Source organism: Rhodococcus sp. P4_B6, assembly GCF_056402215.1.
The window spans coordinates 54,874-76,552 of record NZ_JBFUHV010000028.1; the positions used below are offsets into that span (position 1 = coordinate 54,874).

Annotated in this window: 20 protein-coding genes, 1 tRNA gene and 3 pseudogenes; 4 read left to right on the forward strand and 20 right to left on the reverse strand. The window is 67.3% G+C overall.

From position 1 onward, the window contains the following. Nucleotides 1-8: 8 nt before the first annotated feature. Together AC1DWT_RS16260 and AC1DWT_RS16265 are read left to right on the forward strand one after the other, a co-directional pair. The gene (locus tag AC1DWT_RS16260; protein ID WP_477921378.1) at nt 9-1,694 is read left to right on the forward strand and encodes an ABC transporter family substrate-binding protein; all 1,686 of its coding nucleotides are present in this window, start codon (nt 9-11) and stop codon (nt 1,692-1,694) included. A gap of 49 nt (nt 1,695-1,743) precedes the next feature. Then, entirely contained in the window at nt 1,744-2,349 is a 606-nt protein-coding gene (locus AC1DWT_RS16265; RefSeq protein ID WP_072937604.1) for a hypothetical protein, read from the forward strand. Nucleotides 2,350-2,355: 6 nt separating this feature from the next. Here the strand turns inward: AC1DWT_RS16265 and AC1DWT_RS16270 are convergent, their stop codons facing one another. From AC1DWT_RS16270 to AC1DWT_RS16300, 7 genes are all read right to left on the reverse strand, one after another. Then, nucleotides 2,356-2,724 carry a hypothetical protein gene (locus AC1DWT_RS16270; protein ID WP_072937529.1) on the reverse strand — a complete coding sequence of 123 codons (369 nt, stop codon included), beginning with the start codon at nt 2,722-2,724 and terminating at the stop codon, nt 2,356-2,358. A gap of 75 nt (nt 2,725-2,799) precedes the next feature. Next, nucleotides 2,800-4,098 carry a zinc metalloprotease gene (locus AC1DWT_RS16275; RefSeq protein ID WP_477921380.1) on the reverse strand — a complete coding sequence of 433 codons (1,299 nt, stop codon included), beginning with the start codon at nt 4,096-4,098 and terminating at the stop codon, nt 2,800-2,802. A 22-nt stretch (nt 4,099-4,120) separates the two neighbouring features. Next, nucleotides 4,121-6,046 carry a DNA/RNA non-specific endonuclease gene (locus AC1DWT_RS16280; protein WP_477921382.1) on the reverse strand — a complete coding sequence of 642 codons (1,926 nt, stop codon included), beginning with the start codon at nt 6,044-6,046 and terminating at the stop codon, nt 4,121-4,123. A gap of 82 nt (nt 6,047-6,128) precedes the next feature. Beyond that, nucleotides 6,129-9,086, reverse strand: a complete 2,958-nt coding sequence (locus AC1DWT_RS16285) for a CHAT domain-containing protein (protein ID WP_477921384.1) — start codon at nt 9,084-9,086, stop codon at nt 6,129-6,131. A gap of 12 nt (nt 9,087-9,098) precedes the next feature. After that, entirely contained in the window at nt 9,099-10,499 is a 1,401-nt protein-coding gene (locus tag AC1DWT_RS16290) for a lipase/acyltransferase domain-containing protein (RefSeq protein WP_477921386.1), read from the reverse strand. A gap of 124 nt (nt 10,500-10,623) precedes the next feature. Then, on the reverse strand, nt 10,624-11,193 hold the full coding sequence (gene dcd, locus AC1DWT_RS16295; RefSeq protein WP_072937534.1) for a dCTP deaminase: 570 nt from the start codon (nt 11,191-11,193) through the stop codon (nt 10,624-10,626). 9 nt (nt 11,194-11,202) lie between these two features. Next, entirely contained in the window at nt 11,203-11,826 is a 624-nt protein-coding gene (locus AC1DWT_RS16300; protein WP_083395595.1) for a TetR/AcrR family transcriptional regulator, read from the reverse strand. A 94-nt stretch (nt 11,827-11,920) separates the two neighbouring features. Between AC1DWT_RS16300 and AC1DWT_RS16305 the strand changes: the two genes are divergently transcribed. Both AC1DWT_RS16305 and AC1DWT_RS16310 read left to right on the forward strand, forming a co-directional pair. Next, complete coding sequence (locus tag AC1DWT_RS16305) at nt 11,921-12,745, forward strand: oxygenase MpaB family protein (RefSeq protein WP_477921388.1); 825 nt, start codon at nt 11,921-11,923, stop codon at nt 12,743-12,745. 96 nt (nt 12,746-12,841) lie between these two features. Beyond that, nucleotides 12,842-12,915, forward strand: a tRNA-Gly gene (locus AC1DWT_RS16310). A gap of 301 nt (nt 12,916-13,216) precedes the next feature. Here AC1DWT_RS16310 and AC1DWT_RS16315 read toward each other — a convergent pair. From AC1DWT_RS16315 to AC1DWT_RS16375, 13 genes and pseudogenes are all read right to left on the reverse strand, one after another. After that, a pseudogene (locus AC1DWT_RS16315) lies at nt 13,217-13,411 on the reverse strand (hypothetical protein); the annotation flags it as partial. Then, a pseudogene (locus AC1DWT_RS16320) lies at nt 13,401-13,616 on the reverse strand (PIN domain-containing protein); the annotation flags it as partial. The pseudogenes AC1DWT_RS16315 and AC1DWT_RS16320, both read right to left, overlap by 11 nt. A 57-nt stretch (nt 13,617-13,673) precedes the next feature. Beyond that, the gene (locus tag AC1DWT_RS16325) at nt 13,674-14,111 is read right to left on the reverse strand and encodes a helix-turn-helix domain-containing protein (protein WP_477921390.1); all 438 of its coding nucleotides are present in this window, start codon (nt 14,109-14,111) and stop codon (nt 13,674-13,676) included. Between the two features lie 10 nt (nt 14,112-14,121). Then, entirely contained in the window at nt 14,122-14,577 is a 456-nt protein-coding gene (locus AC1DWT_RS16330) for a hypothetical protein (RefSeq protein ID WP_477921392.1), read from the reverse strand. Nucleotides 14,578-15,188: 611 nt separating this feature from the next. Then, complete coding sequence (locus tag AC1DWT_RS16335) at nt 15,189-15,509, reverse strand: DUF202 domain-containing protein (RefSeq protein ID WP_477921393.1); 321 nt, start codon at nt 15,507-15,509, stop codon at nt 15,189-15,191. Beyond that, nucleotides 15,510-15,863 (reverse strand): YidH family protein, encoded by a 354-nt coding sequence (locus tag AC1DWT_RS16340; RefSeq protein WP_477921395.1) that lies wholly within the window; start codon nt 15,861-15,863, stop codon nt 15,510-15,512. It lies immediately after the preceding gene. Then, nucleotides 15,863-16,561, reverse strand: coding sequence for a LysR family transcriptional regulator substrate-binding protein (locus AC1DWT_RS16345; RefSeq protein ID WP_477921397.1), 699 nt, complete (start codon nt 16,559-16,561; stop codon nt 15,863-15,865). Before AC1DWT_RS16345 ends, AC1DWT_RS16340 begins: the two co-directional genes overlap by 1 nt. Before the next feature lie 40 nt (nt 16,562-16,601). Further along, nucleotides 16,602-16,862 carry a LysR family transcriptional regulator gene (locus AC1DWT_RS16350; protein ID WP_477921399.1) on the reverse strand — a complete coding sequence of 87 codons (261 nt, stop codon included), beginning with the start codon at nt 16,860-16,862 and terminating at the stop codon, nt 16,602-16,604. Nucleotides 16,863-16,967: 105 nt separating this feature from the next. Then, nucleotides 16,968-18,161 carry an acyl-CoA dehydrogenase family protein gene (locus AC1DWT_RS16355; protein ID WP_477921401.1) on the reverse strand — a complete coding sequence of 398 codons (1,194 nt, stop codon included), beginning with the start codon at nt 18,159-18,161 and terminating at the stop codon, nt 16,968-16,970. Between the two features lie 23 nt (nt 18,162-18,184). Then, nucleotides 18,185-19,387, reverse strand: a complete 1,203-nt coding sequence (locus AC1DWT_RS16360; RefSeq protein WP_477921402.1) for a CaiB/BaiF CoA transferase family protein — start codon at nt 19,385-19,387, stop codon at nt 18,185-18,187. After that, complete coding sequence (locus AC1DWT_RS16365; protein WP_477921404.1) at nt 19,384-20,730, reverse strand: MFS transporter; 1,347 nt, start codon at nt 20,728-20,730, stop codon at nt 19,384-19,386. The genes AC1DWT_RS16360 and AC1DWT_RS16365 overlap by 4 nt, the downstream gene beginning before the upstream one ends. 331 nt (nt 20,731-21,061) lie before the next feature. Next, nucleotides 21,062-21,148, reverse strand: a pseudogene (locus AC1DWT_RS16370) (SDR family oxidoreductase); the annotation flags it as partial. Nucleotides 21,149-21,225: 77 nt separating this feature from the next. Continuing rightward, entirely contained in the window at nt 21,226-21,408 is a 183-nt protein-coding gene (locus AC1DWT_RS16375; protein ID WP_072937538.1) for a hypothetical protein, read from the reverse strand. Between the last annotated feature and the right edge of the window lie 271 nt (nt 21,409-21,679).

Sequence of the window (21,679 nt, forward strand, 5' to 3'; positions counted from 1 at the left end):
GCACATCCATGAGGATTCGTTCGGCGCGCACCCGCCTCGCGGTATCGTTCCTGGCCGTCGGCCTCGTTCTCGCCGGCTGCGGGGGCTCGGACACCGGCGGCACCGGGACCGGATCCGGCTCGATCGGCACCACCAACGACATCAACCCGCACGACCCCAGCGAACTGCGCGACGGCGGAAACCTGCGGTTGGCGTTGTCGGGTTTCCCCCCGAACTTCAACACGCTGTCCAACGACGGCAACGACTCCGAGATCGGCGGCATGCTGAAGCCGATGATGCCCCGCGCGTTCGGCACCGACGCCTCGGGGGCGCTGTCGGTGAACCACGACTACTTCGTCGACGTCGCGCTCACCGGCACCGATCCGCAGCAGGTCACGTACACGATCGACCCGAAGGCGGTGTGGTCCGACGGCACCCCGATCACGTGGGAGGACATCCAGTCCCAGGCCGCGGCGCTCAGCGGGAAGAACAAGGAATTCCTGATCGCGAACACGTCCGGATTCGAGCGGGTGGACCGAGTCGAGCGCGGCGTCGACGACCGTCAGGCGGTGATCACGTTCGCCGAACCGTACGCCGAGTGGCGGGGCCAGTTCGCGGGCAATTCGATGCTCTACCCGAAGGCGGCCACCGCGACCCCCGAGGCGTTCAACACGAGCCTGCGCGACGGGATCTCGCTGACGTCGGGACCGTTCCGGATCGCGTCGATCGACCGGGCGCAGAATCGGATCACGTTGGGCCGCAACCCCGTGTGGTGGGGCAACACCCCGAAACTCGACACCATCACGTACAGCGTGCTCGACGACTCCGCGCGAATTCCCGCGCTGCAGAACAACGAGATCGACGCGTCCGGGCTGGGCACGATCGACGAGGTGAAGACGGCGGAGGGATCGGACGGCATCGCGATCCGCCGAGCGCCGGGAACCCAGTTCTCGCACATCACGTTCAACGGCGCGGACGGATCGATCCTCGCCGATCCGGAATTGCGGGTGGCGCTGTCCAAGGGCATCGACCGGCAGGGCATCGCGACCGCGATTCAGAACGGTCTGGTCGACGACCCCCAGCCGCTGAACAACCACGTCTACCTCAGCGGTCAGGAGGGCTACCAGGACAACAGTGCGGCCGTCGCCTACGACCCCGAGGAGGCCGCGCGGCGGCTCGACGAGCTCGGCTGGAAACTGAACGGCGAGTTCCGAGAGAAGGACGGGCGCCGGCTCGAGATCCGCGACGTGATGTACCAGTCGACCACCTGGGTCCAGATCGCGCAGATCGTTCAGCAGAACCTCGCGCAGATCGGCGCCAAGCTGAACATCGACACCCGGGGCGGCACCGGGTTCTTCACCGACGTCATTCAGCCCGGCGACTTCGACCTCGCCCAATTCTCCTGGGTGGGTGATCCGTTCCCGCTCAGCGGTCTGCCGCAGATCTACGCGTACAACCCCGACGACCTGCAGGGCAATTACGGCCGGATCGGTTCGCCCGAACTGAACGCGCTGATCGAGCGGACGATCTCGGAACTCGACCCGCAGAAGGCGATCGAACTGGCCAACGAAGTCGACACCGCGGTGTTCGAGGAGGGGTTCTCGCTGCCGCTGATGCAGGCGCCGGGCAACGTCGCGGTGCGCGACAACCTGGCGAACTTCGGTGCCGCCGGCCTCGCGTCCTACGACTACACCAAGATCGGCTTCCTGAATTAGCGGGTTCGCGGCCGTGCACTACCCGGTGGCCGTCGCCGGGGGCGCACTGCTGGTGTGCGGCGTGTTCGCCGTGGTCGCCGACGCCGATCAGTTCAGCGCACTGGTCGTCGTGGCGGCGGCGGTGCTCGGGGTCACCGGCTACACGTGGTTCGCGGCCACCCGCGCGGGGTCGGAGCCGGGACGGCCGGCCACGGTGCGCCGGGTACGCCAGCAACACCGACTGACCAGCAGGTCCTGGATCGAGGTACGTGAGGAACCGGGGTCGCTGTGGATTCCGGTGTTCTTCGATGCCGCTCTGGTCACCCTGCCGACGCCGACCGCGGCGACGGTGCACGACGCGGGCCGTCGCACCCTGGTGGTGTGGGAGGGCCGTCGCCTGCTCCCCTCGGGTCGAGCGCGTCGTTCGGAGCCGCCCGGCCGGTTGATCGACAACCCGTCGCGTCCGGATCCGGACGGTCCGGTACGCGCCCGGGTCGCGGTCCGGCCGGCCCGCAGGCTCGTCCTCGACGCTCAGTTCGCGGTGGCGGCGCCGTTCGCCGGGGCCTTGTGGGTGTACGTCGCGGGCGGCGGGCTTCCCGCGTTCGCCGGCGCGACGTGTGTGGCCGCGGCCGTCGCCGTGTGGTTGGCGGCGGTCCGCGGCTCCGACCCCAGCTGAGCGCGGCTACGACATGGTGACGCCCGCGCTGACGAAGCACGGCAACAGCCCGGCGATCTCACTCAGCACCGGCCCGAACCCGACGGCGGCCGGTACGGGGTCGTTGACGAACGCGACACCCCGGAATCCGGTGGTGAGGTTCGTGAACTGCACGACGGCGCCGTTCCACTGCGCGAACGGCGCTGCGGTGGTGTACCGGATCCGGTCGGGTCCGACGCGTTCCGCGTTGAACGTGAGCCAGGCTCCGGGGGCGCACGTCGACATCGAGCCGGGGACGAACGGCGCGGCGGAGGCGGCGCCGGGCACAGCGAACGACAATGCGCCCGCGACGGCGAGCACTGCTCCCAGCCGACCCAGCACTTTTCGAGTAGACATCGGAATTCCTTTCGGGGCGCGCCAATCCGTCTCCCCGAGTACGGCGGAACCGCGTCACTGAGTGTGAATACCAGGTCAGAGAAGTATATCTCCGCAGGTACCTCCGGCCGCTACGTCCCCGACGTCCAATTCGAGGCGGTCCTCGTCGAGCCGGACCACCCGAACGGTGCGCGTGTCGCCCGCCGCCGTGGTCACCTCGAGCCGCCCGTCGTCGTCCGCGGGCACCCACGTTCCCTCCCGTGGTTCGTCGGCGTCGCCCCGGCCGATCGCCCAGTCGACGAACGAGCCGTCCGGCCGGAATTCGATCCCGCCCCGCCCCCGCGCCCGCGGGAAGTCGAATCCGGCGGGCCGGTACACGCGGACACCGTCGTGGTCCTCCTCGAAGGAATGCCGCCAGCGTCCCGCCGCACCCGGGGCCACCAGTGCGGCGACGGCCGGACTCTCTGCCCGTCCGGTCCACAACGCCTTCCGAACGCCGTCCAGGCACGCGCCCATCCGGGCGCCCTGCCCCTTGGTGAACATCACCATCCCCGCGTCGTCCGTGTAGTCCATGTAATCCATGAACAGGTCGCCGTGGGGGCCGTTCCCGCAACTGATGTGCGGGAAGCGCGGCATCCCGACGTTCTGCCCGCCCTGATTGGGGGTGTCGGCGACCTCGTCGGAGCCCCGGCACCCGGTGCCGTCGTCGCCCCAGATATGGAAGAGGTTGAGGTAGTGCCCGATCTCGTGGGTCGCGGTGCGGCCAAGGTTGAACGGGGCCCGCGCGGTGCCCGTCGTGCCGAACGCGGTGTACGTGATCACGACGCCGTCGGTGGCGACGGGGCCGCCGGGGAACTGCGCATAGCCGAGCAGCCCACCGCCGAGCGCGCAGACCCAGATGTTGAGGTATCTCTGCGTCGGCCACGGGTCGGCGCCACCGGTCTCCACGGACTTCACGCCGTCGTTCTGGTCGAACGAGTCGACTTCGGTTGTGGTGCGGGTGATTCCGTTCGACGGCCGCCCGTCCGGGCCGGTGTCGGCGAGGAAGTATTCGATGCCGGCGTCGCCGATCAGCTGCTCGAACGCGGGCGGAACGGTGTCGATGTCGTCGTTGGTGGCGCGGAAGTCCTTGTTGAGCACCACGATCTGGCTCTCGATCTGCGCGTCGGAGATGTTCTGCGCCGCTGTCGTCGACACCACGTGCACGACGACCGGAATCCGCACCGGTCCGCGGGCGGCGATCGACTGCAACGGCTCCAACTCGATGCTCTGGTTCTCGATCTCCGATCGGGCGATCCGGTACGACTCCGACTCGGTCAGCAGCCGGCGGTGCACGTCCATCGCCCCGCACGTGCGGCGGGTCGGCAGATCGGCCGCTGATTCGCTGGTGCTCATGACGTCGGGTTCCCTTCCGGTTTCAGAGGATCAGGTCCTGAGGGCGGATCAGTTCGCGGGGCAGGCTGCTCGCCTCGACCCGTTCGAGCGGGTCGGCCGCGATGTAGGGGTCCAGGCCCAGACCGGTCAACTGTGCGATCCGCCGGACGGGTACCTGGAACGTGCGGTACGCGCCGTAGGAGAACGCCTCCTCCCCCTCGGCGAACTCGTCGAGCAGGGCGGCCTGGCTGAGCAGGTATCCGGTGACCGAGAGGCTGCCGTCCTGCTTCACCATGGCGACCGTCTTCCAGAACTGCCGTGGCAGCGCCACACCGCGATACTTCGGGTCGTCCGGTGCGAGAACGGGCCCGGTCACGACGGTGACGGAGAGATCGGCGTTGTCCGCGTTCTTCAGGACGTAGTCCTCGAGTCCCAGCCACAGCGTCTGTCCCGCGTTGAAACTGTGGTGTTGCGGAGTGCAATTGGTGAAGTGGAACGTGTCGTCGTTCGCCGCTTTGGCCAGCGGGCCCCAGGCCGGGTCGAGACGCCGCACGAGGTGCCCCCGGTCGAGCGGATTGTCGCGGTACACGTCCTCCCCCGTCTGCTGATCGGCCGGAAGCCGGGGGTCGAGAATCCATCTGTCGCTGTCGCGCCGGGGGCTCTGCGACTGCCGCCCGTCGATGTTCACGGCGGTGAACAGTGCCAGTGCCCGCTCGCGGTGCATCACGACGCTGAAGTGGTGATATTTCAACTCCGGTGACGCCACCGCAGGCACCTCGGGCCGCGGCAGTGGTAGCGGCACCCGCAGGAAGCTCTCGTCGTACCCACCCCGGGTGCCGTAGTTCGGATCGACCGAGATCGCTTCCGGCGCGGCGGCCGGTGACTCGACGGATCCGAGGCGCACCGTGATCTCCAGGGGAACCCGGACGGTCACCTCCCGTGCCTGTTCGAACTCCGGGCGGACCGCCGGCACCGTCCGCTCGGCGCCGAGGATCTCGTCGACGAGGTCCCGCCACTGCGGGGTCAGGTTCTGCGCACGCACGTATTCGAGTATGCGGCTGATCCGCACCCCTTCGTTGAGGACTCCACCGAACTCGGTGTGCTGCGGCGCACGCACACTCGCGTGGTGCAGGGCGACCACCTCCCACTGGTCGTTGAAGACCGGTGAACCCGAGGATCCGGGTTCGGTGTCGGCCGAGTAGTGCAGGAACCGTTCGGGAATGTCGACGATGCGGTTCTCCCGCAGCGCGATCTGCTTCTTCTCGCCGCGGGGATGCTGCACGATGGTCACGAACTCGCCGATCACGGCCTTGCCCTCCGCCTGGATCAGCGGGCTGAAACCGAACTGTGCGAGCGTCCCGGGCTCGGCCCCGACCGCGACCAGCGCGAAATCGCGTTCCCGGTCGGCGAGGTAGAACCGTCCCGGATCCAGCGGAAACATCTGCACGGGCCGCGGTTTTCCGTCGACGCCGTCCTGGTAGTCGAACTCGATCACGCTGCTGCGGGCGATGTCGGCGTCCGGCAGCACGTGGTGGTTGGTCAGCAGCAGGGCAGGTGAGACGAGGAAACCGGTGCCGTAGCCCTGCAGGGTTCCCCGTGCGTCGCGGATATTCACCCGTCCGATGGACCGGGCGGCGGCGACGCCGGCATCGAGGTAGCGGGCGCCGACGAAATCTGCTGTGCCCACGATCTTCTCGAGAATCCGATCCGGGAGGGTGTCCGACGCCCAGCCGTCCTCGCCGTAGTAGCGACCGAGCCGGTCCACCCGCTTCGCGATCCGTTCGGGCGTATCCGCCGCGGCAACCCCGCCGGGACCGTTGAGCGCCTCCACGTGCTCGCCGCGCTGGGGTGCCCGTTCCCGCGCACGCAGTTCTGCCGCATCGTGTTGTCGTTGCCGTTCCGCCTCGAACGTTCCCGCAGGCGTCGCGCGCTGCGACTGCCCGTCTCCGATGTTGTCGACGATGGTCATGACTCGGTCCTCACGTAGGCGGCGGCTCGGTGCTGTGCCTGCCAGCCTTCGCGCCGCGGGCGGACCGGTCATGCGTAGCCGACTACTCGTTTCTCGGTCCGACCGCGGCGCCGGCGCGTTCGTACTGTTCGACGCCGTTCCGGACGACCCGCCGAATGCGGTTGCCGTCGGCCACCAGGGCGTCGAGCAGCGGAACCGCCAATTCCGGGCGGATCGGGATTTCCGCGAGCAACTGCCCGAGTTCGAGTGCGTCCGATCCGAGTGCTCCGACGACGACCTCCCGCCGCGCGCTGTCCAGTGCCGCTTCGACGTCGAGTTGCTTCGCGGTGTCACCCCGTGCAGTCGGTATCGGTGTCGCCGTCTCGACCAGCAGCGCCCGGACGTCCCGCGCGGCCAGGTCGCGGTCGGTCGCCCACACCAGCATCGCCGCGACGGCCACGTACAGCGCGGCGAAGGTCGTGCCCTCCATCTCCGGCCGGTCGACGAGCCGCTCGCACGTCGTCCCGGTGATCGTCCGCGGCGCGTAGACGTCGGGTTTGCCCGCGTCGGCGAAGTACGGGGTTTCGTGGGTGAGGGTGCCGTCGTCCTCGACGGCACCGACGGCGAACGCGTCCGCACTCCACGCGGGATACGCCGACTCGTCGGAGTGGTCGCCCGAGACGATCACGAGTCGTCCGTCGCCGACCAGGCGCGCGATGACGGCGTTCTGCGCGTCGGACGGGACCGCGTTGCCGTAGTCGAACACCAGGATGTCCGCGTCGGCGAGGGCGGCGTCCTCCATCCACCGGCAGACGTCACGCTCGGACGGGACACCGTGCGCGAAGGCCAGCTCCTGGGGCAGGAGTTCGGCCAGCGCCGATTCGCCCTGCCCCGTCTCGCCGGCCACCACCCGGCCCGGAACGTCGTGCCGGATGGCGCACTGCGTGACGGCCACCGCGATCTCCTCACGACGCCCGGCGGTGAACGGTCCCGCCACCGCCAACCGCAGTGCGTGCCGCACCGGCGCCGCGGCTGCCGCCTCGGCCTCGGGTGCCCCGGAGCCGGCGCCGAAGAAGTCGGACCCGTTCGACACCGGCGGTGCCGGCTTCGCGGCACCGACACCGAGTTGCCGGACGAGCAGCGGCAGGTCCCGCGGTTCGAAGGTGCCGTCCTGGGCGGCGAGATCCGCCAGCTGCTCCCACAGTTCCAGGTGCCGCACGTCGGTGTAGAGCCGGGAGAGATCCTGCTCCGGGTAACGCGTCAGCGTGGGCAGATTGCGCCGGATCCATTGCCACACTTCGGGCCAGGACAGGGCGTCGAGGCGGATCGTGCGCACTTCCGCGGCGCGGAGCGACTCGGTCAGTCCGGCGAGTTCCCCAGTGGTCGCCACGGCGAGCCGCGCGTCGCCCCGACGCTCTGTCAACAGGACCAAGGCGTCGAGGAGGTCCGAGGCGCCGGGGGCGTCGCCGACAAGCAGGTCGCCGTCGTCGACGACGATCGCGGTGGGGACTTCGGTGAGGTCGTCGAGTAGCCGCTCCCACCAGTCACCGGCGCTGAGCCTGCCGGGCCGGGCGGTGCGGACCCCGGCGTCGTCCATCAGCTCGGCGACGATCCGGGACAGTTCGCGGAGCGGGTCGGGTTTCGCGAGCAGCCGTTTCGCGCTGACGAACAGATGCGCGATCTGCGGTTCGAGCTCCTCGAGCACGCGGTCCAGGAGGGCGGTCTTTCCGGTGGAGGGCATCCCGACCACGTGCAGCAACCGGGCGGACGTCCGCCCGGACAGCACGTCCACCCCCTCGCGCAGTTCCGCGAGGCGGGAGATGAAGCGGAGTTCGCCCTGGCGGATCCCGATCCGCCGCGAGATCCGCCGGGGCGAGGGTTCCGGCCGCGCTTTCGCGTCCGGGTCGATGATCGCGCCGGGCTCGCTCCCGCCGACGAACAGGCAGGGCACCGCCCAGTCGAGCAGGGGGTCGCCGCTGTTCTCGTCGCCGTTGATCGCGAGCCGCGCCAGCCGCAACGCCTCCGCGACGGGCTGGCCGGCGGTCAGCGCCTCGTAGAAGAAGCGCGTCAGCAGTCGCTCCGTCCGGAACGGCAGCACCGCCTGCATGCCGATCACCATCGGGCACGCATCACGCACACAGATGTCGGCCGAGGACAGCGGCCCCGGCCACGGGTCGTCGTCGGTGGCCCCGTCCGGCGCGCGGGCCGTCTCGCACCCCGCGAACACCGCCAGCCGGAGGTCCGGCAGCTGCTGCAACAGCAACGCGAACTCCTGGCTCGGCAGCAGCATCCCGCGGCCGTTGCGCCGCTCCACCTTCAGACCGTCCGGATTGGCGTGCCCGAGATAGTGGAAGAGGTGAAACCCTCGTCTCTGCATGCCCATTCGACTGCGAAGACGTTCGACGGACGGACGGTCCTCGACCACCACCCGGAGCAGACCACGGTCGACCAGGGGCCGCAGTTCCGACAGCAGGCTGCGTTTCTCGGCGTACAGGTCGAACGGGGCCTCGGAATCCTCCGGGCCCTCCCGCAGCGGACTCGACATCACCAGCAGGAGATTGAGCGGCGGCTCGATCGGCGTCTGCCGGATCGGGTACGTGCGCGACCGTCCGGACCGCACCACGTGGACGTCGCGTGCCATGGCGAGGAACTGGTCGGGGCGTTGCGGATCCAGCAGCAACTCCCACGGCCAGGCGCACACTTCCTGCGGCGCGGCGAGGATCCGCACGAGGAGCTGAGTTCCCGCCCTCCCGGCGATTCCCCGGCTCTGCTGCAACAGCGTTTCGATGTCGGGGATCCCGAACACCAGGTCCGTCAGCACTTTCCCGACGTCGAGCGCGTGGGCCGCGGCGTCGGTGCGCGCGTGCCGGACGGTGTCGGTCAGCCATCCGGACGGCGCGTCGATCGTCTTTCCCGTGACGTCGTTCGGCAGTTTCCATTCCGGGATCTCTCGCCGCACCGCGAACACCGACCCCATCCAGGACTGCGCCGACAGCCAGACGTGGTCGCCCGCCCGGAGGACGCTGATCTCCAGTTCCTCGAAACCGGTTGCGGGTCTCATGTTTCCGCGCTCCTAGGCGTCCACGGACCGGGCGATCTCGTCGAGGTCGACCACACTCGCGACGTCGGTGACCGGGTGCACCCCGAGCGCGCGCACGGTGATCCGGTAATCCTGGGCGGATAATCCGTCGAGGACTGCCTGCTGCCAGCCGTCGACGGCCGGCGACAACGGGTGCCGCCTGCCCGGACCGCCTGCGACGGGCTCGACTGACGCGACCAGTCGAGCGCCCCCGGCACCGGTTCGCGCGCGGATCACCAGCGGCTCGGCGGTCGTCACGTCGTCGACCTCCAGCGCCACCGATTCGTTCACCGCCGGAAACACGTTCGGGGGCGCGAGAACTGCGGTGGTCAGGATCCCGCCCACATGGTCGAGCACCGGGTCGTCGTTCTGCAGGGATCCGTGCCGCTGGCTGAAGAACGCCGCGTTCTTCCATCCCGTCATGAGCTCGTGCGGGGTGGCCGACAGCTTCGGCACGGTGCCGTCGCCGCCGCTCTCGCCGGGCCCGCGGACGGTCATCGTCTCGACCTTCGACCCGGCGAGCCGGGCGGCCCATTTGGTGGGCTGGAAGTCGCCGATCACCGGACGGATGTCGTAGCCCTGGGGTTCCGACTTCAGCCGCGCGTCGACGGCGTCGCGCAGGCCACGGTGCAGGCGCACCGCCGCCCCCATCCGGCCGGCGTCGAGTCCCGTGCCCGACCAGTCGAGCGCCGTGTCGTCGAGTGCGCGCCACGACCCGTCGTCACCCGCCATGCACCGATACGACGGCAGCAACTGGTAGGCGGACGTGAACGACCCGATCAGCGCACCGAGGTCCACGGTGAACGGACCCCAGCCCTTGCGGAATCCGTTGACGAGGAAGTCGAGCGCGTTGACCGAACCCGAGTACGGGGTGCCGAACGTGACCAGGGTGCGGGTGTCGCGCCAACCGTCCAGCAGTTCGAGGAACAGTCGGGCGACGATTCCGCCCATGGAGTGGCACACCAGCACGAGCTTGGCGTCCGCGTTGCCCGACTTCTCGCGCCACCGCGCCAGCCAGTCGTGGGATCGCCGGGCCAGCGTGCGGGCCGCCACCCGGTTGTCGCGCCGCCAGTCGTAGGGCAGTTCGAAATAGTTGTCGCCGGGAACGACTCCGAATCGGCGGACCAGGTCGTCACGGAACTTCGTGTAGCCGTCGATCTTCCAGTCCAGGCCGGGAACGAAGTGGAAGTCCGGTACCAGCCGGGTGGCCACGACGCCGTCGCCGAGGTCGTCGACGTCCGGGTCGTCGCTGTCGAGTTTCAGTGTTTTGATATTTCTGCCCAGCGAGAGCACGCTCGCCAGCGCGACGCCCGGTGTCGGCGCCCACACGTCTTTGCCGTCACGCGCGAGGACCGACCCGCCGATGCCGGGCAGCAATACGACGACGTCTTTCATGGCGGCCTCCGGGATCGAACGCCCAGGAGAGGGCGGCTTCGAATCCCAGTCTTCTCTTACTCGCCGCAATACACACGAGTAGCGGACCACTCGGTTTGCAGTTTTTCGGCGGGGCCGCCGACGCTCAGCGTTGCGCGAAGTTGAGGTAGGCCTTCGACGGCGTCGGGCCGCGCTGGCCCTGGTACTTGGAGCCGACGGCCGAGCTGCCGTACGGGTGCTCCGCCGCGCTCGACAGCCGCAACAGGCACAGCTGGCCGATCTTCATCCCCGGCCACAGGGTGATGGGCAGGTTCGCGACATTGGAGAGTTCCAGCGTGATGTGCCCGTTGAAACCCGGGTCGATGAACCCGGCGGTCGAGTGCGTGAGCAGTCCGAGGCGGCCGAGCGAGGACTTGCCCTCGAGGCGTCCCGCCAGGTCGTCGGGCAGCGAGCACACTTCCAGCGTGGAACCGAGGACGAACTCGCCAGGGTGCAGAACGAACGGCTCCCCCTCCGCCGGCTCGACCAGCGTGGTCAGCTCGTCCTGCCGCTGAGCTGGGTCGATGTGCGTGTAGCGGGTGTTGTTGAACACCCGGAACAGGCTGTCGAGGCGCACATCCACGCTCGAGGGCTGGACCATCGAATCGTCGAACGGGTCGATGCCCAGACGTCCAGTGGAAATTGCGGTACGGAGATCGCGATCGGAGAGGAGCACAGGTAGAGGTTAACGGGTGTGGATGGCCATCGAGAGCAGCAGTTCGGTGCAGGTATCCACCAGCTCCTCCTCGGGGAGCGTCACGGTCCCGTTCAGCCATGCCGTCAGGGTCTGGGCGAGGCCGCCGACCATGAAGTGCGCGGCGAGGTCGAGGCGCGGACTCTCGGCCACCTCGTAGTACCCGACCGTCTGCTTCGTGACCAGGCCCGCGAACAGTCGCGAGCTGTCGAGGCGGCGCTGGGCCAGCACCGCGCTCGACTGCGCCACCGAGAACATCAGCCGGCCGTGCCGCGGATCCTCGGCAACCTCCCGCACGATGTTGCGGACCCCGGCGCGGACGATCTCCCGCTCCCCCGGCCCGGCGTTCGTCACGGCGTCCAGGGTGCTCGTTGCGATGCGTTCCACGACGTGGTCGTAGACGGCGACGGTCAGCGCGTCGCGGTCGGGGAAGCTCTCGTAGAAGTAACGGGTGGCGAGCCCGGCCTGCTTGCAGACTCCGCGCACGGTCAGGGCGTGGTCGCCGTCCGCGCTGCCGAGCAGGTCGAGTCCGGCCTCGATGAGCTGGCTGCGTCGATCCGATCGACGCTGGTCACCCTCTTGGCCGCCGTACACCCTGTCCGACGCGATTGCCATGGAAACATCTTCGCACTTGCCTCTGGACTCGCCACATATATGTGAGTACGGTCGTATTCAGATAGGTAATTCACCGCTTGCGACAGGAGTGCACATGTCGACATCTCTCGAGGTGCCGGACCGACTCGAACTGGTCATGGACGGCGCCGGCCTGCTCGCCGGCGCAGCAAACGTGATCATGCAGCTCTCCCACCCCGCCGTCGGATACGGCGTCGTGGAAAGCCGCGTCGAAAGCGGACAGATCTTCCGGCACCCGATCAAACGAACGCGGACCACCCTCACCTACCTCGTCGTGGCGGCCCGCGGCACCGACGAGGAGAAAGAAGCGTTTCGCAACGGCGTCAACCGCGTCCACGCCAAGGTGCAGTCGGGGCCAGACAGCCCCGTGCAGTACGACGCGTTCGACCCCGAACTGCAGCTGTGGGTCGCCGCCTGCATCTACCGCGGATTCGAGGACGTCCACCGCTCCATGCACGGCGAACTCACCGCCACCGAGAGCGAATACTTCTACCAGCAGGGAGCCACCTTCGGCACCACCCTGCAGGTGCCGAAAGAGATGTGGCCCGACACCCGCGCCGCCTTCGAGGAGTACTGGAACAAAGCCCTCGCCGACGTGTCGATCGACGACACCATCCGCGAATACCTGGTCTCCGTCGCCAAGGTCGAATTCATGCCCGCCGTCGTGTCCCGACTCTTCGGCCGGCTCAACCTGTTCTTCACCACCGGCTTCCTGCCACCACTCTTCCGCGACCAGATGCACCTCACCTGGACCGCCAAGGATCAGCGACGCTTCGACCGGACCATGAGCACCATCGGCGCCATCAGCCGACGCATACCCGTCACCATCCGCGAACTCCCCTACATCCTGCTCATGCGCGACCTCCGACGCAGAATGCGGACCGGCAAACCCCTCGTATGACACTCCGCGCGTGTGCCCGCGTAGTCCGGATCACCATCTGATAATGTTTCCGCCGCAGGGTGTTGGGCTTGCCTACGGGCGCCCAATATCGTGCGCGCCGATGTAGTTCAATGGCAGAACATCAGCTTCCCAAGCTGAATACGCGGGTTCGATTCCCGTCATCGGCTCCATCCATCCACAACCCAACCAACCATTCCATCCACCACCATCCTTCACCCCGAAGACGAAGAAGGTGGTCGGGGGGCAGCATGCGCCAGGCGGCCCTGCTCGGGCACGGAGAAATCGGCACCGATCACCTCCTCCTGGCCGTCCACCAACCGCAGGTGACCTCAGACGACAAACCACACTATGCAGAGTTACGCGCGGTTCCCTACCTTGCTCAGCGACGGAACGCGGCCGCGGAAATAGGCGGCCCCGCCGCCGCAAGGCGGTCACACACATCAGCCGGGTCCCGGGTGGATTGCGCCAGGCCGCGGCAGTCGCACTGATTGCCTGATGGACCCGTACCCCGTCGAGGTGGAACAGATCCATCACGAACTCGTCCGGATGCTTGGCCTCGACGCCGAACTGCCAGATCCGAGTCGGGGAAGTCCCGCAGGTTCGCGGTGACGATGACCTGGGCGCCGGCGCGGATCGCCGCGGCCAGCACATGCCGGTCGTCCTCATCTGGCAGCGTGAGTGCGGGGATAAGTGCCTCGTAGCCGGTGACCAGACAGTCCGGTACTGCCCGGTTCATCAGCTCCCGCAGCTTCGCCAACGTCGCTGCCGGGATGTCCGGGCGATCCTCCGCCAAGTTCTCGAATGTCTCGTCAAGGATGCGATCCGTCCACCGGGCATGTACCAGGCCGGTCTGCGCGAGCCGGATCAGCAGTCGCGTAAAACATTTGGGTACAGCACATTCGCGTCGTACAGCACGGTGAAGGTCACGTCAGTACAGCCCGAGGTCTTCCGTCAGGGCCGCCAGCTCGTCCGCGGCGGCGCGCGAGGTCCCCAGCTGCGTCCGCTGGTAGGCAAGCAGAGAGGACGCGAGGATCCGCCGATGGCGGCCGACCATCCGGTACTCGATGTTCCCCTCGTCGAGGAGCTTGATCACATGCGGCCGCGAGACATTGAGCATCTGCGCGGCCTGCTGGGTCGTCAGCTCCGCGTGCGCCGGGACGACGGTGACCCCCTGCCCGGCAGCCATATTCGCCAAGACCTCACGGATCAGATCGAGCGCTGCACGAGGAAGATGCACCGACTCCGAAGTTCCGGCCACGGTCACATCGAGGGTCTCCCCCGCCGGATCGACATCACGAAGCAACTGCAGTGCCTGGCAGGCCTGCTCCTGTTCGACAACGGTCGGCTGCTGATGCGCTGCGGACATCACACACCTCCTAAACGAAATATACGCAACAAACGAAATAACCGCAACGGCGGCTGGGCAACGTCGGCGATACCGCCCCTTCCTCCAGGATCGCCCCACGAGGATGCTTGGTCATCTCCGCCGCATCCGGGCCCGGGCTACCGGCCACATCGTGCAACGCGATGATCGGATCGACACGCGCCGTCGGTTGTGCCGCGGCCGCGGCACAACCGGAGTCCACGCTGTTGATAACGGTGCCGGCGGACCGGACCGGATTGCCGTTGCAGGAGCCCCACTCTCCTACCATCCCTGCTTGGYCACGCTGATCACTGTTGTCGACGGCGACCTCGGTCAGATCGCCGTCCTCGAGCTCCTGCAACGGGGTTCGGCCGTCGAGGATGTCGGACGGGGTGCGCCACCAGGACGTGACTCCTCTGGCCCGCGACACCCAGTCCTCTGCCCGCGAAGATCTCGTCGTCAGCGGCACCAGGATTGTTCATCCACAATCAACACCGACCAGGACGGAACATCCCATATCGCAGCGGATGCAGCGGCCTTAGTGTCAGGGATGTCAGAAGCACAGTCGGCCGTGCGTGCAGCACACGCACCGACCAAGTGGACCGCCGAGCCCACTATGCGGCGAAGGTCCCCATCCGACAGGCAGGTTCACACAATGCAGTCCATTCACCACGATCGGCTCACCGAGTTGGAGCTGGCATCCGTCCTTCTCTACGAGGCACGCCTCGACAACCGGGTACTGCCGGAGCTGCCGATCGCGTATCGACCCCGCACCCTCGAGGAGGGATACGCCGTCTCGGATCTCCTGGCTCGCAAGCTCGGCTGGCCGATCGCCGGCTGGTTCTGCGGGGCCACGAACCCCGAGATCCAACGGCTCCTCAGACTGCCGGAACCCTACTGTGCCCGCCTCTTCGGGCAATTGGTGCACAGCAGTCCGGCGACTCTCAACGCGGATGATTTCCCGCCGATACCGATCATCATCGAAACCGAGATCGCCTTCCTCGACCGACTCCAAGTCGCCCTGGACAGACGCCGCACGATTCGCGGATGGGTGAACGGCACCAGCCCACGAGATCAGCCTCAGTGCACCAGAACCCACAGTCCGCTGAGGCTTAGCAGTGCGACACTCACCGCCAGAAGGCTTCCAGTGCCGATTGCCGGCGTTGCGGACTCTGCTGCAAATCGCGCCCTTCGAAGGGGCCGTGACCGATGCTCGTGCACCGCGGCACCGGCGACGAGTGTGCCGGCGATCGCCGGACCGACCAGCGCCATGGAATTGCTGGGCGGAAGCCAACGTAGGCAGGCCACTACCAGCCCGAGTATCGACAAACAGGTTCGCACGAAGGACAGCGAGGTGCGTTCGGGTTGGAGCCCCGCGTCAATCGTGTGAGACACGCGCATTCAGGAGTTCACCACTTCGGCAATCAAGACGACGGCGCAGATGACGAGCACCCCGGCGACAACCGGTGCCATCACCGGTACCGGCAGGGTACGACCCGCACGCAATGCTCGCTCGGCGCTGATCCAATGCGCGAATGCGGCGATGGCGATCACGCCGCCGGCGACGAGGAGCAGAGCGGCCATCGGGGCCCGGATCGCGGGAGCAAGCAGATCGCCGGCGAAGGCCTCCAGTCCGAGACCGGAGGCGACGAGTGCCGTGGCTGTGCGCATCCAGGCCAGATAGGTACGTTCGTTCGCGAGTGTGAAGCGCGGGTCGGGGTCCTCCCCGGAGCGGAACGGTGTCCAATTCGGCATCAATCGACGGGCCCTTTCGGCATGGTGTGTTTTCTCGAGTCCAATTCGTCGTCCGCCGTCAAGGCAGCGTCGAGCAGCGCCGCCCCGGCGGCTTGAAGTTCGGCAATCCGTGCGTTGCGCCGGGCCAGGTCCGCGTGACTCTGTACGACGAAGCTGCGCGCCGCCGGGTTCAGGGCTCCGGGGCGGTGCACGATCCCGAACGGGGTCCGGATACCGGGGCTGGTTTCGACGACGACGGCACCGAGTCGGTGCGCAGCGGTCGCCATCCTCAGGGGGAGAAAGGCGCTGGCGGCGCCATTGAGGACCAGGGTCATCTGCGCGTGCCGGTTCGGCACCTGGGCTCTGATCGAGGGAACCACCGATTCCCGCCGCAGTATCGAGGTGACGATGTCGTTCTCGCGGCGAGCCGAATTGCTCACCGCCAGCGGAACGTCACGGAGTCGAATCAACTCGAACGGCCCGGTTGTGTCGGTGGGGGTGCCCGGTGGCATCACGAGCAGCAACCGCTGGACCCCCAGTTCCACCCGCTCGAGGTTGTCCATCGGAACCGGGAAGGTCGTGAATCCGAGCTCGCAGTGTCCGGCCAGTACCTCGTCACACAGTTCCCGGTCGGAGGGAAACTCCGACAGGTCGATTCGTATGTCGGGGTACAGACGGGTGAACGACGCGCTCCATGCGGCGACGGCCTCGCTGGACATCTCCGGCATCGTTCCGATCGTGATGGACCCGACCTGCACTTCACGGGCGCCCCCGCATGATGTCTTCCGCAGCGACGATGTCGCCGAGCACTCTGCGAGCGGGCTCGACCAGCAGTTGGCCTGCCGGGTTGAGGACGAGATTTCGTCCGGTCCGGTGGAACAAGGACAGCTTCAGTTCGCGTTCGAGCTGACGGATGCCCTGTGACAGGGTCGCCTGTGCGACGTGGAGATGCTGGGCCGCTCGGTTGACTCCTCCGTGCTCGACGATGGCAAGGAAGTACTCGAGCTGTCGCAAGTCCATGAGTCCATCTTCCCTCTCGCCTCAGGCGGGATCCGCGTGGCGCCGACACCGTCCGGAACGACCGTTGGGGGCTGCCGCGGCAACTGCTGCCACCAGCTGCCGGGATCAGACGCGGTAGGAGTCGGGCAGTGTTCCGTCGACGCCGACCTGTGTGATCATGGCCTTGGCGAGGTTCCGCTCGTGGATCGGCGAGGACCCCTCGTAGATGCGCAGCGCACGAACGTCTCGCCACATCCGTGGGACGGGATGCGGGCCGACGATGCCCTCACCTCCCAGTAGCTGAACGCAACGGTCGGCGACCCGGCTCGCCATCTCGGAGCTGTACAACTTTGCGGAAGCAATGCGGTGGCGTGGGATGACACCGTCGTCGAAGGCCCGTGCACATTCGACTGTCAGCGCACGCCCGGCCTCGAGTTCGGCAAAGCTGGCTCCGAGTGTCGCCTGAACCACGCCCAGATCCGCCAGCGGAGCACCGAACTGTTTGCGGCCGTTGATATGTGAGGTCGTCTCTTCCAGCATTCGAGTGGCCTGACCGACACAAGTCGCGGCGACATGCAGACGCGCGTGATTGATGCCGCGCAGTGCCATCGTCAGCCCCGCGCCTTCGGTGCCTCCGAGAAGGTTCGCCGCGGGCACCTCGACACTGTCGAAGTAGATCTCGCCGACCGGGGCCTCGGCGTGCCCGTTCATGATCGCGGGCAGGACCGTCCGCACCCCGGGAGAGTTGGCGTCCACGATGAGGGCTGACACTCCCGCGGCGCCGGGTTCGGCTACGTCGGTGCGGGCGAAGACGATGAACGCGTCCGCCCAGGCGGCGTTCGTGATGTAGCGCTTGCTGCCGTTCAGAACGTACACATCGCCGTTGCGCACGGCGGTGGTGCGCAGGTGGGCTGCATCCGAGCCGGCCGCTTCCTCGGTGAGCGCGAATGCCGTGACCAACTCCCCTGCGGCCATGGCGGGAAGCATCCGCCGGCGCTGTTCCTCGGTTCCGTGATCGAGGATGGCCTGCGAGCACAGGCCGATCACCGTCGAGAAGCGTGACCGGTACACGCACGAGGCACGGGTGAATTCGAAGGTGAGCTGTACCTGCTGCTCCATGGTCCATTCGAGGCCGCCGTAGGCACGGGGGATGGAGATGCCGAACAGGCCGAGTGCCGCCATCCGGTCGAGGATGCGGGCGGGAACCTCGCCCACCTCGACCATCTCGTTCTCGGCCGGGACGAGTTCGTTGTCGGTGAAGTCGGCAATTGCCTTCAGATAGGTGGGGAAGTCGTAGTCGAGGACCTCTGAGTCGATCATGAGGGGAACCTTTCGAAATAGTGTCAGCGGGGTGCGGAGTCGCCGATGACGCCGCGGTCGAGGAATCCGGCTACTTCTTCGTCCGTGTAACCGAGTTCGTGCAGAACGGCCGCGGTGTGCTGGCCAGTGGCCGGGGCGGCGACCGAGGTGGCGCGGCGACGGCCGTCGAGGGTGAAAGCCAGTCCGGGACTGGTGAACGACGCGCCGTCAGCTCCGGCAACGTCGACGAGGACCCCGGAAGCGACCACGTCCTTGTCCTCGGCGATGTCGTCGAAGGATCGGATTGCGCCGCAGACGATCTGGGCGGACAGCAACCGCTCGACGGCTTGATCGCGCGTCATCGTGCCGAACGCCTCGGAGAGGGTCGCCAACAGTTCGCGCCGGTGCGCGACGCGCGCCGGGTTGTCGACGAACCGCGGATCGCCGATCATGTCCGGGCGATCGATGAGATGACACAGGGCAGACCACTTCTCGTCCGTGTAGGCCGAGAGCACGATCTGTCCGTCCGTCAGGGTGACGACATCCGCGGCCGGTGCGGCGTGCGCCTGGCCGTTGCCCTTGCGCCGCGGTGCCTGCCCCGTGATGGTGTACTCCCCCCAGTTCGCCGCCTGCATCGACAGTGTCGCCTCCATCAGCGAGGTCTGGACGTGTGCGCCTCGACCGGTCGAGGTTCGTTGATACAGCGCGGCGAGGATACCGGCGCAGAGTGCGTTGGCCGCGGTGACGTCGGCGGCGGGGAGCCCCAGCCGTTGCGGGTCACCGTCCGCTTCCCCGGTGACGTGCATGAGCCCGAACTCTGCCTGTGCTGCGATGTCGAGTCCCGGACGGTCGCTGGAGGGCCCGTTGACCCCGAATCCGGTCACGCTCCCGTGTACGAGTCGGGGGTAGCGCCGCCTCAGTTCGTCGGGGCCGATTCCCAGGCGTTCAGCGGAGCCGTTGCGGAAGTTCTGCACCAGCACATCGGCTTCGGCGAGTAACTCGTGGAGAATGACCCGGGCGTCCTCTTGGCTCAGATCGAGGGCGATGCTGCGTTTGTCGCGGTTGTAGGCCTGCACCATCGCTTGACCGAACGTACCGATGCCTCGTGCCTGGTCGCCGCGCACGCTCTCGACTTTCAGGACGTCCGCGCCGAGATCTGCGAGGGTCTGGCAAGCGCTGGGGCCGGCGATGTATTGGCCGAGGTCGAGTACCCGGATGCCGGTCAGGGGTCCATTCATGGTAGTCACCGTGCCTCTCGCGCCTTGCATTCGACGGTCAGCTTCTCGAGCCGGGCCTTGGCCTTCTCGGGGTTGAGCATCATGCCGCCGACGACACCGAGCACGCACACCGTGATGCCGACGAGCATGAAACCGGCCGAGTAGCCCTGCGCGGCGTTGGGTGCATGTTCGACGATCAGTCCGAGGGCGTACGGGGCAACGATGCCCGCGACGCTGTAGGCGGCGATGATGCAGCCGAAGAACGCCACCCGCTGCCGGGCCGGCAGGAAGTCGGACGCTCCGGCGAAGGCAACGGAGAACGCGACGCTGTTGACCGCAAATGCGGCAAACACGAAAACCAATTGCACCGGACCGGCCGCGAGCTGGGTGAAGATCACCATCGAGACGCCTCCGACCAGCAAATACGCACCGGTGAGGTAGCCGCGCGCGACCCGTGAGCTGTAGCCCTTGCGGAGCAGCCGGCCGGACAGCAGTCCCGCCGAGAGCAGGACCGCGACCGCGACGATGTACGGCAGCGTCACCAGCATGCCGACGGTGCTCGCCGAGTACCCGAGCCCCTCGTTCAGGTACGCGGGCAGCCACGCCACCTTGAGCGAGGAGATGAGGTAACCGGCGAACGAGAGGAGGACCAGCCCCCAGAAACTCTGCAACGTCAGCAAGCGGCGGAAGGGAACCACGATCGTGCCGTTGGGGTCTTCGATCTTCGCGACGCCCTCGACCGCAGCCTCGGTCCGCTTGAACGGCAGCTTTTCGGTGTACCAGAACCACCCGATCACCCACAGCACACCCACGCCGACGAGGACCATGAAGGCGGCGTGCCAGGACCAGGTCAGGATCACCCAGGTCAGCACGGGGGCGGCGATCAGCGGCCCCACCGACGACCCGGCATTGACTACCGCCCCGGCCGTCGCCCTCCTCTCGGGGGAGAAACGGTCGGCGACGATCGACTGACACAGCGCATGTGCGGGACCTTCGAAGAAGCCCAACGCAATTCGGCACGCGAGGAGTACACCGAATGACGTCTGGAAGGTCAGGGGCAGCATGCTGACGATCCAGGTGATCATCAGCACGCCGGCACCCCAGGTATACGAGATCTTGCGGAGCACCGCGGTGAGGGCGACCGCACCGACCGCGAACAGCCAGAAGAAGGCACTGCTGAGCAGCCCGTACTGCCCCGGGGTGAGCCCGAGATCTGCACGAATCTGCTGACTTCCCAAGCCGATCGCCGCTTTGTCAGCAAAGTTCAGCGTAAAAAATAGAAACAGCAACACAACGATGCCCCACGCACGCCGGCTTGCCTGGCGCGGCGGCCGGTGTCCGGTGTCGCCGGGACGGGTTTCTGTCGTCACCATCAATTTCCTCCGGAAATGTGAGCGCTCAGGCAGTGGCGGCCCGAGGTATGTGATTGCGGCCACTGGAGCGGTACTCACATCACATCCAAGTCCCGGTGCCGGATCAACCGGCAATACGCGGCCGGACCATACGGTTCTGCCTATATCCACAGGTCAAGCCGCACAGCGTTCTCCCACGACGCCACATCACCGATCGCAACGACAGGCGCGGTGCGTCGGCGCACGCGACCGGCGCTTACTCGTCGGCGCCCACCTGGTCCGGTTCGGTGTCTCAGTCATTCACCCCACGAACGCTCGATGATCCGACCGAAATCCCCCCGAGGATCAAGCGTGTCTTTGCCAGCAATGCGATATTGGCCCCGTCTCGGACGCCGCGAGGCGCGATACCTGGTCCGATCCCGCGACAGCCACCGGACATGATCAAGGTCTTGCCGGAAAGATTCGAACCTCACAGAAGTCTCCTTCGATATGGGGACTCCCATCACACCGTGTCGACTACCGGAAAACCATGACGCAATTCGACTCGAAGACATAGGAATATCGATCGATCGCCATGCACCTTTCAACAGGGGCACGGTGGAACGGGACCGAGTCGACGGCCACCACGTTGCCTGCGAACTGGCTGTCGCGGCGCACGATGTCGGTCTCGACCGGGCTGTCACTGCGCATGATGGTCACCGGTCGGGGTCTCGGCGGCCGGATGCGGTCGGCGGAGCCACGCCGACTTGTAGCGCAGCATCCGGGTGGGGATCCGTGGGTGCATCGGCGGGTAGAGCAGGCTCAGAGTCGAGGGTGAAGTAGCTGCGCAGCAGGCGGAGGCACAGGTAGGCGGGAATGTACTTCACCGAACTGACGGCGACCGGCGGGTCTGGCCCGCTCCGACCCGCATTCGTTCGGACTATGCTCGGATCATGGTCACGGCGGGCAGCCGTGCCCCGATATGTGTACC

Bases quoted from the DNA above. Each gene is read 5' to 3' on its own strand.
- AC1DWT_RS16345 (WP_477921397.1), bottom strand. From the start codon at position 16,561: ATGTCCAGCGAGGCCGTCGCCGCATGGAGCGCGTCGTTCACCCGTCTG.
- AC1DWT_RS16325 (WP_477921390.1), bottom strand. From the start codon at position 14,111: ATGTCCGCAGCGCATCAGCAGCCGACCGTTGTCGAACAGGAGCAGGCC.
- AC1DWT_RS16275 (WP_477921380.1), bottom strand. From the start codon at position 4,098: ATGAGCACCAGCGAATCAGCGGCCGATCTGCCGACCCGCCGCACGTGC.
- AC1DWT_RS16290 (WP_477921386.1), bottom strand. From the start codon at position 10,499: ATGAAAGACGTCGTCGTATTGCTGCCCGGCATCGGCGGGTCGGTCCTC.
- AC1DWT_RS16350 (WP_477921399.1), bottom strand. From the start codon at position 16,862: ATGGACTTGCGACAGCTCGAGTACTTCCTTGCCATCGTCGAGCACGGA.
- AC1DWT_RS16305 (WP_477921388.1), top strand. From the start codon at position 11,921: ATGTCGACATCTCTCGAGGTGCCGGACCGACTCGAACTGGTCATGGAC.
- AC1DWT_RS16260 (WP_477921378.1), top strand. From the start codon at position 9: ATGAGGATTCGTTCGGCGCGCACCCGCCTCGCGGTATCGTTCCTGGCC.
- AC1DWT_RS16280 (WP_477921382.1), bottom strand. From the start codon at position 6,046: ATGACCATCGTCGACAACATCGGAGACGGGCAGTCGCAGCGCGCGACG.
- AC1DWT_RS16300 (WP_083395595.1), bottom strand. From the start codon at position 11,826: ATGGCAATCGCGTCGGACAGGGTGTACGGCGGCCAAGAGGGTGACCAG.
- AC1DWT_RS16365 (WP_477921404.1), bottom strand. From the start codon at position 20,730: ATGGTGACGACAGAAACCCGTCCCGGCGACACCGGACACCGGCCGCCG.
- AC1DWT_RS16285 (WP_477921384.1), bottom strand. From the start codon at position 9,086: ATGAGACCCGCAACCGGTTTCGAGGAACTGGAGATCAGCGTCCTCCGG.
- AC1DWT_RS16335 (WP_477921393.1), bottom strand. From the start codon at position 15,509: ATGCGCGTGTCTCACACGATTGACGCGGGGCTCCAACCCGAACGCACC.
- AC1DWT_RS16270 (WP_072937529.1), bottom strand. From the start codon at position 2,724: ATGTCTACTCGAAAAGTGCTGGGTCGGCTGGGAGCAGTGCTCGCCGTC.
- AC1DWT_RS16340 (WP_477921395.1), bottom strand. From the start codon at position 15,863: ATGCCGAATTGGACACCGTTCCGCTCCGGGGAGGACCCCGACCCGCGC.
- AC1DWT_RS16355 (WP_477921401.1), bottom strand. From the start codon at position 18,161: ATGATCGACTCAGAGGTCCTCGACTACGACTTCCCCACCTATCTGAAG.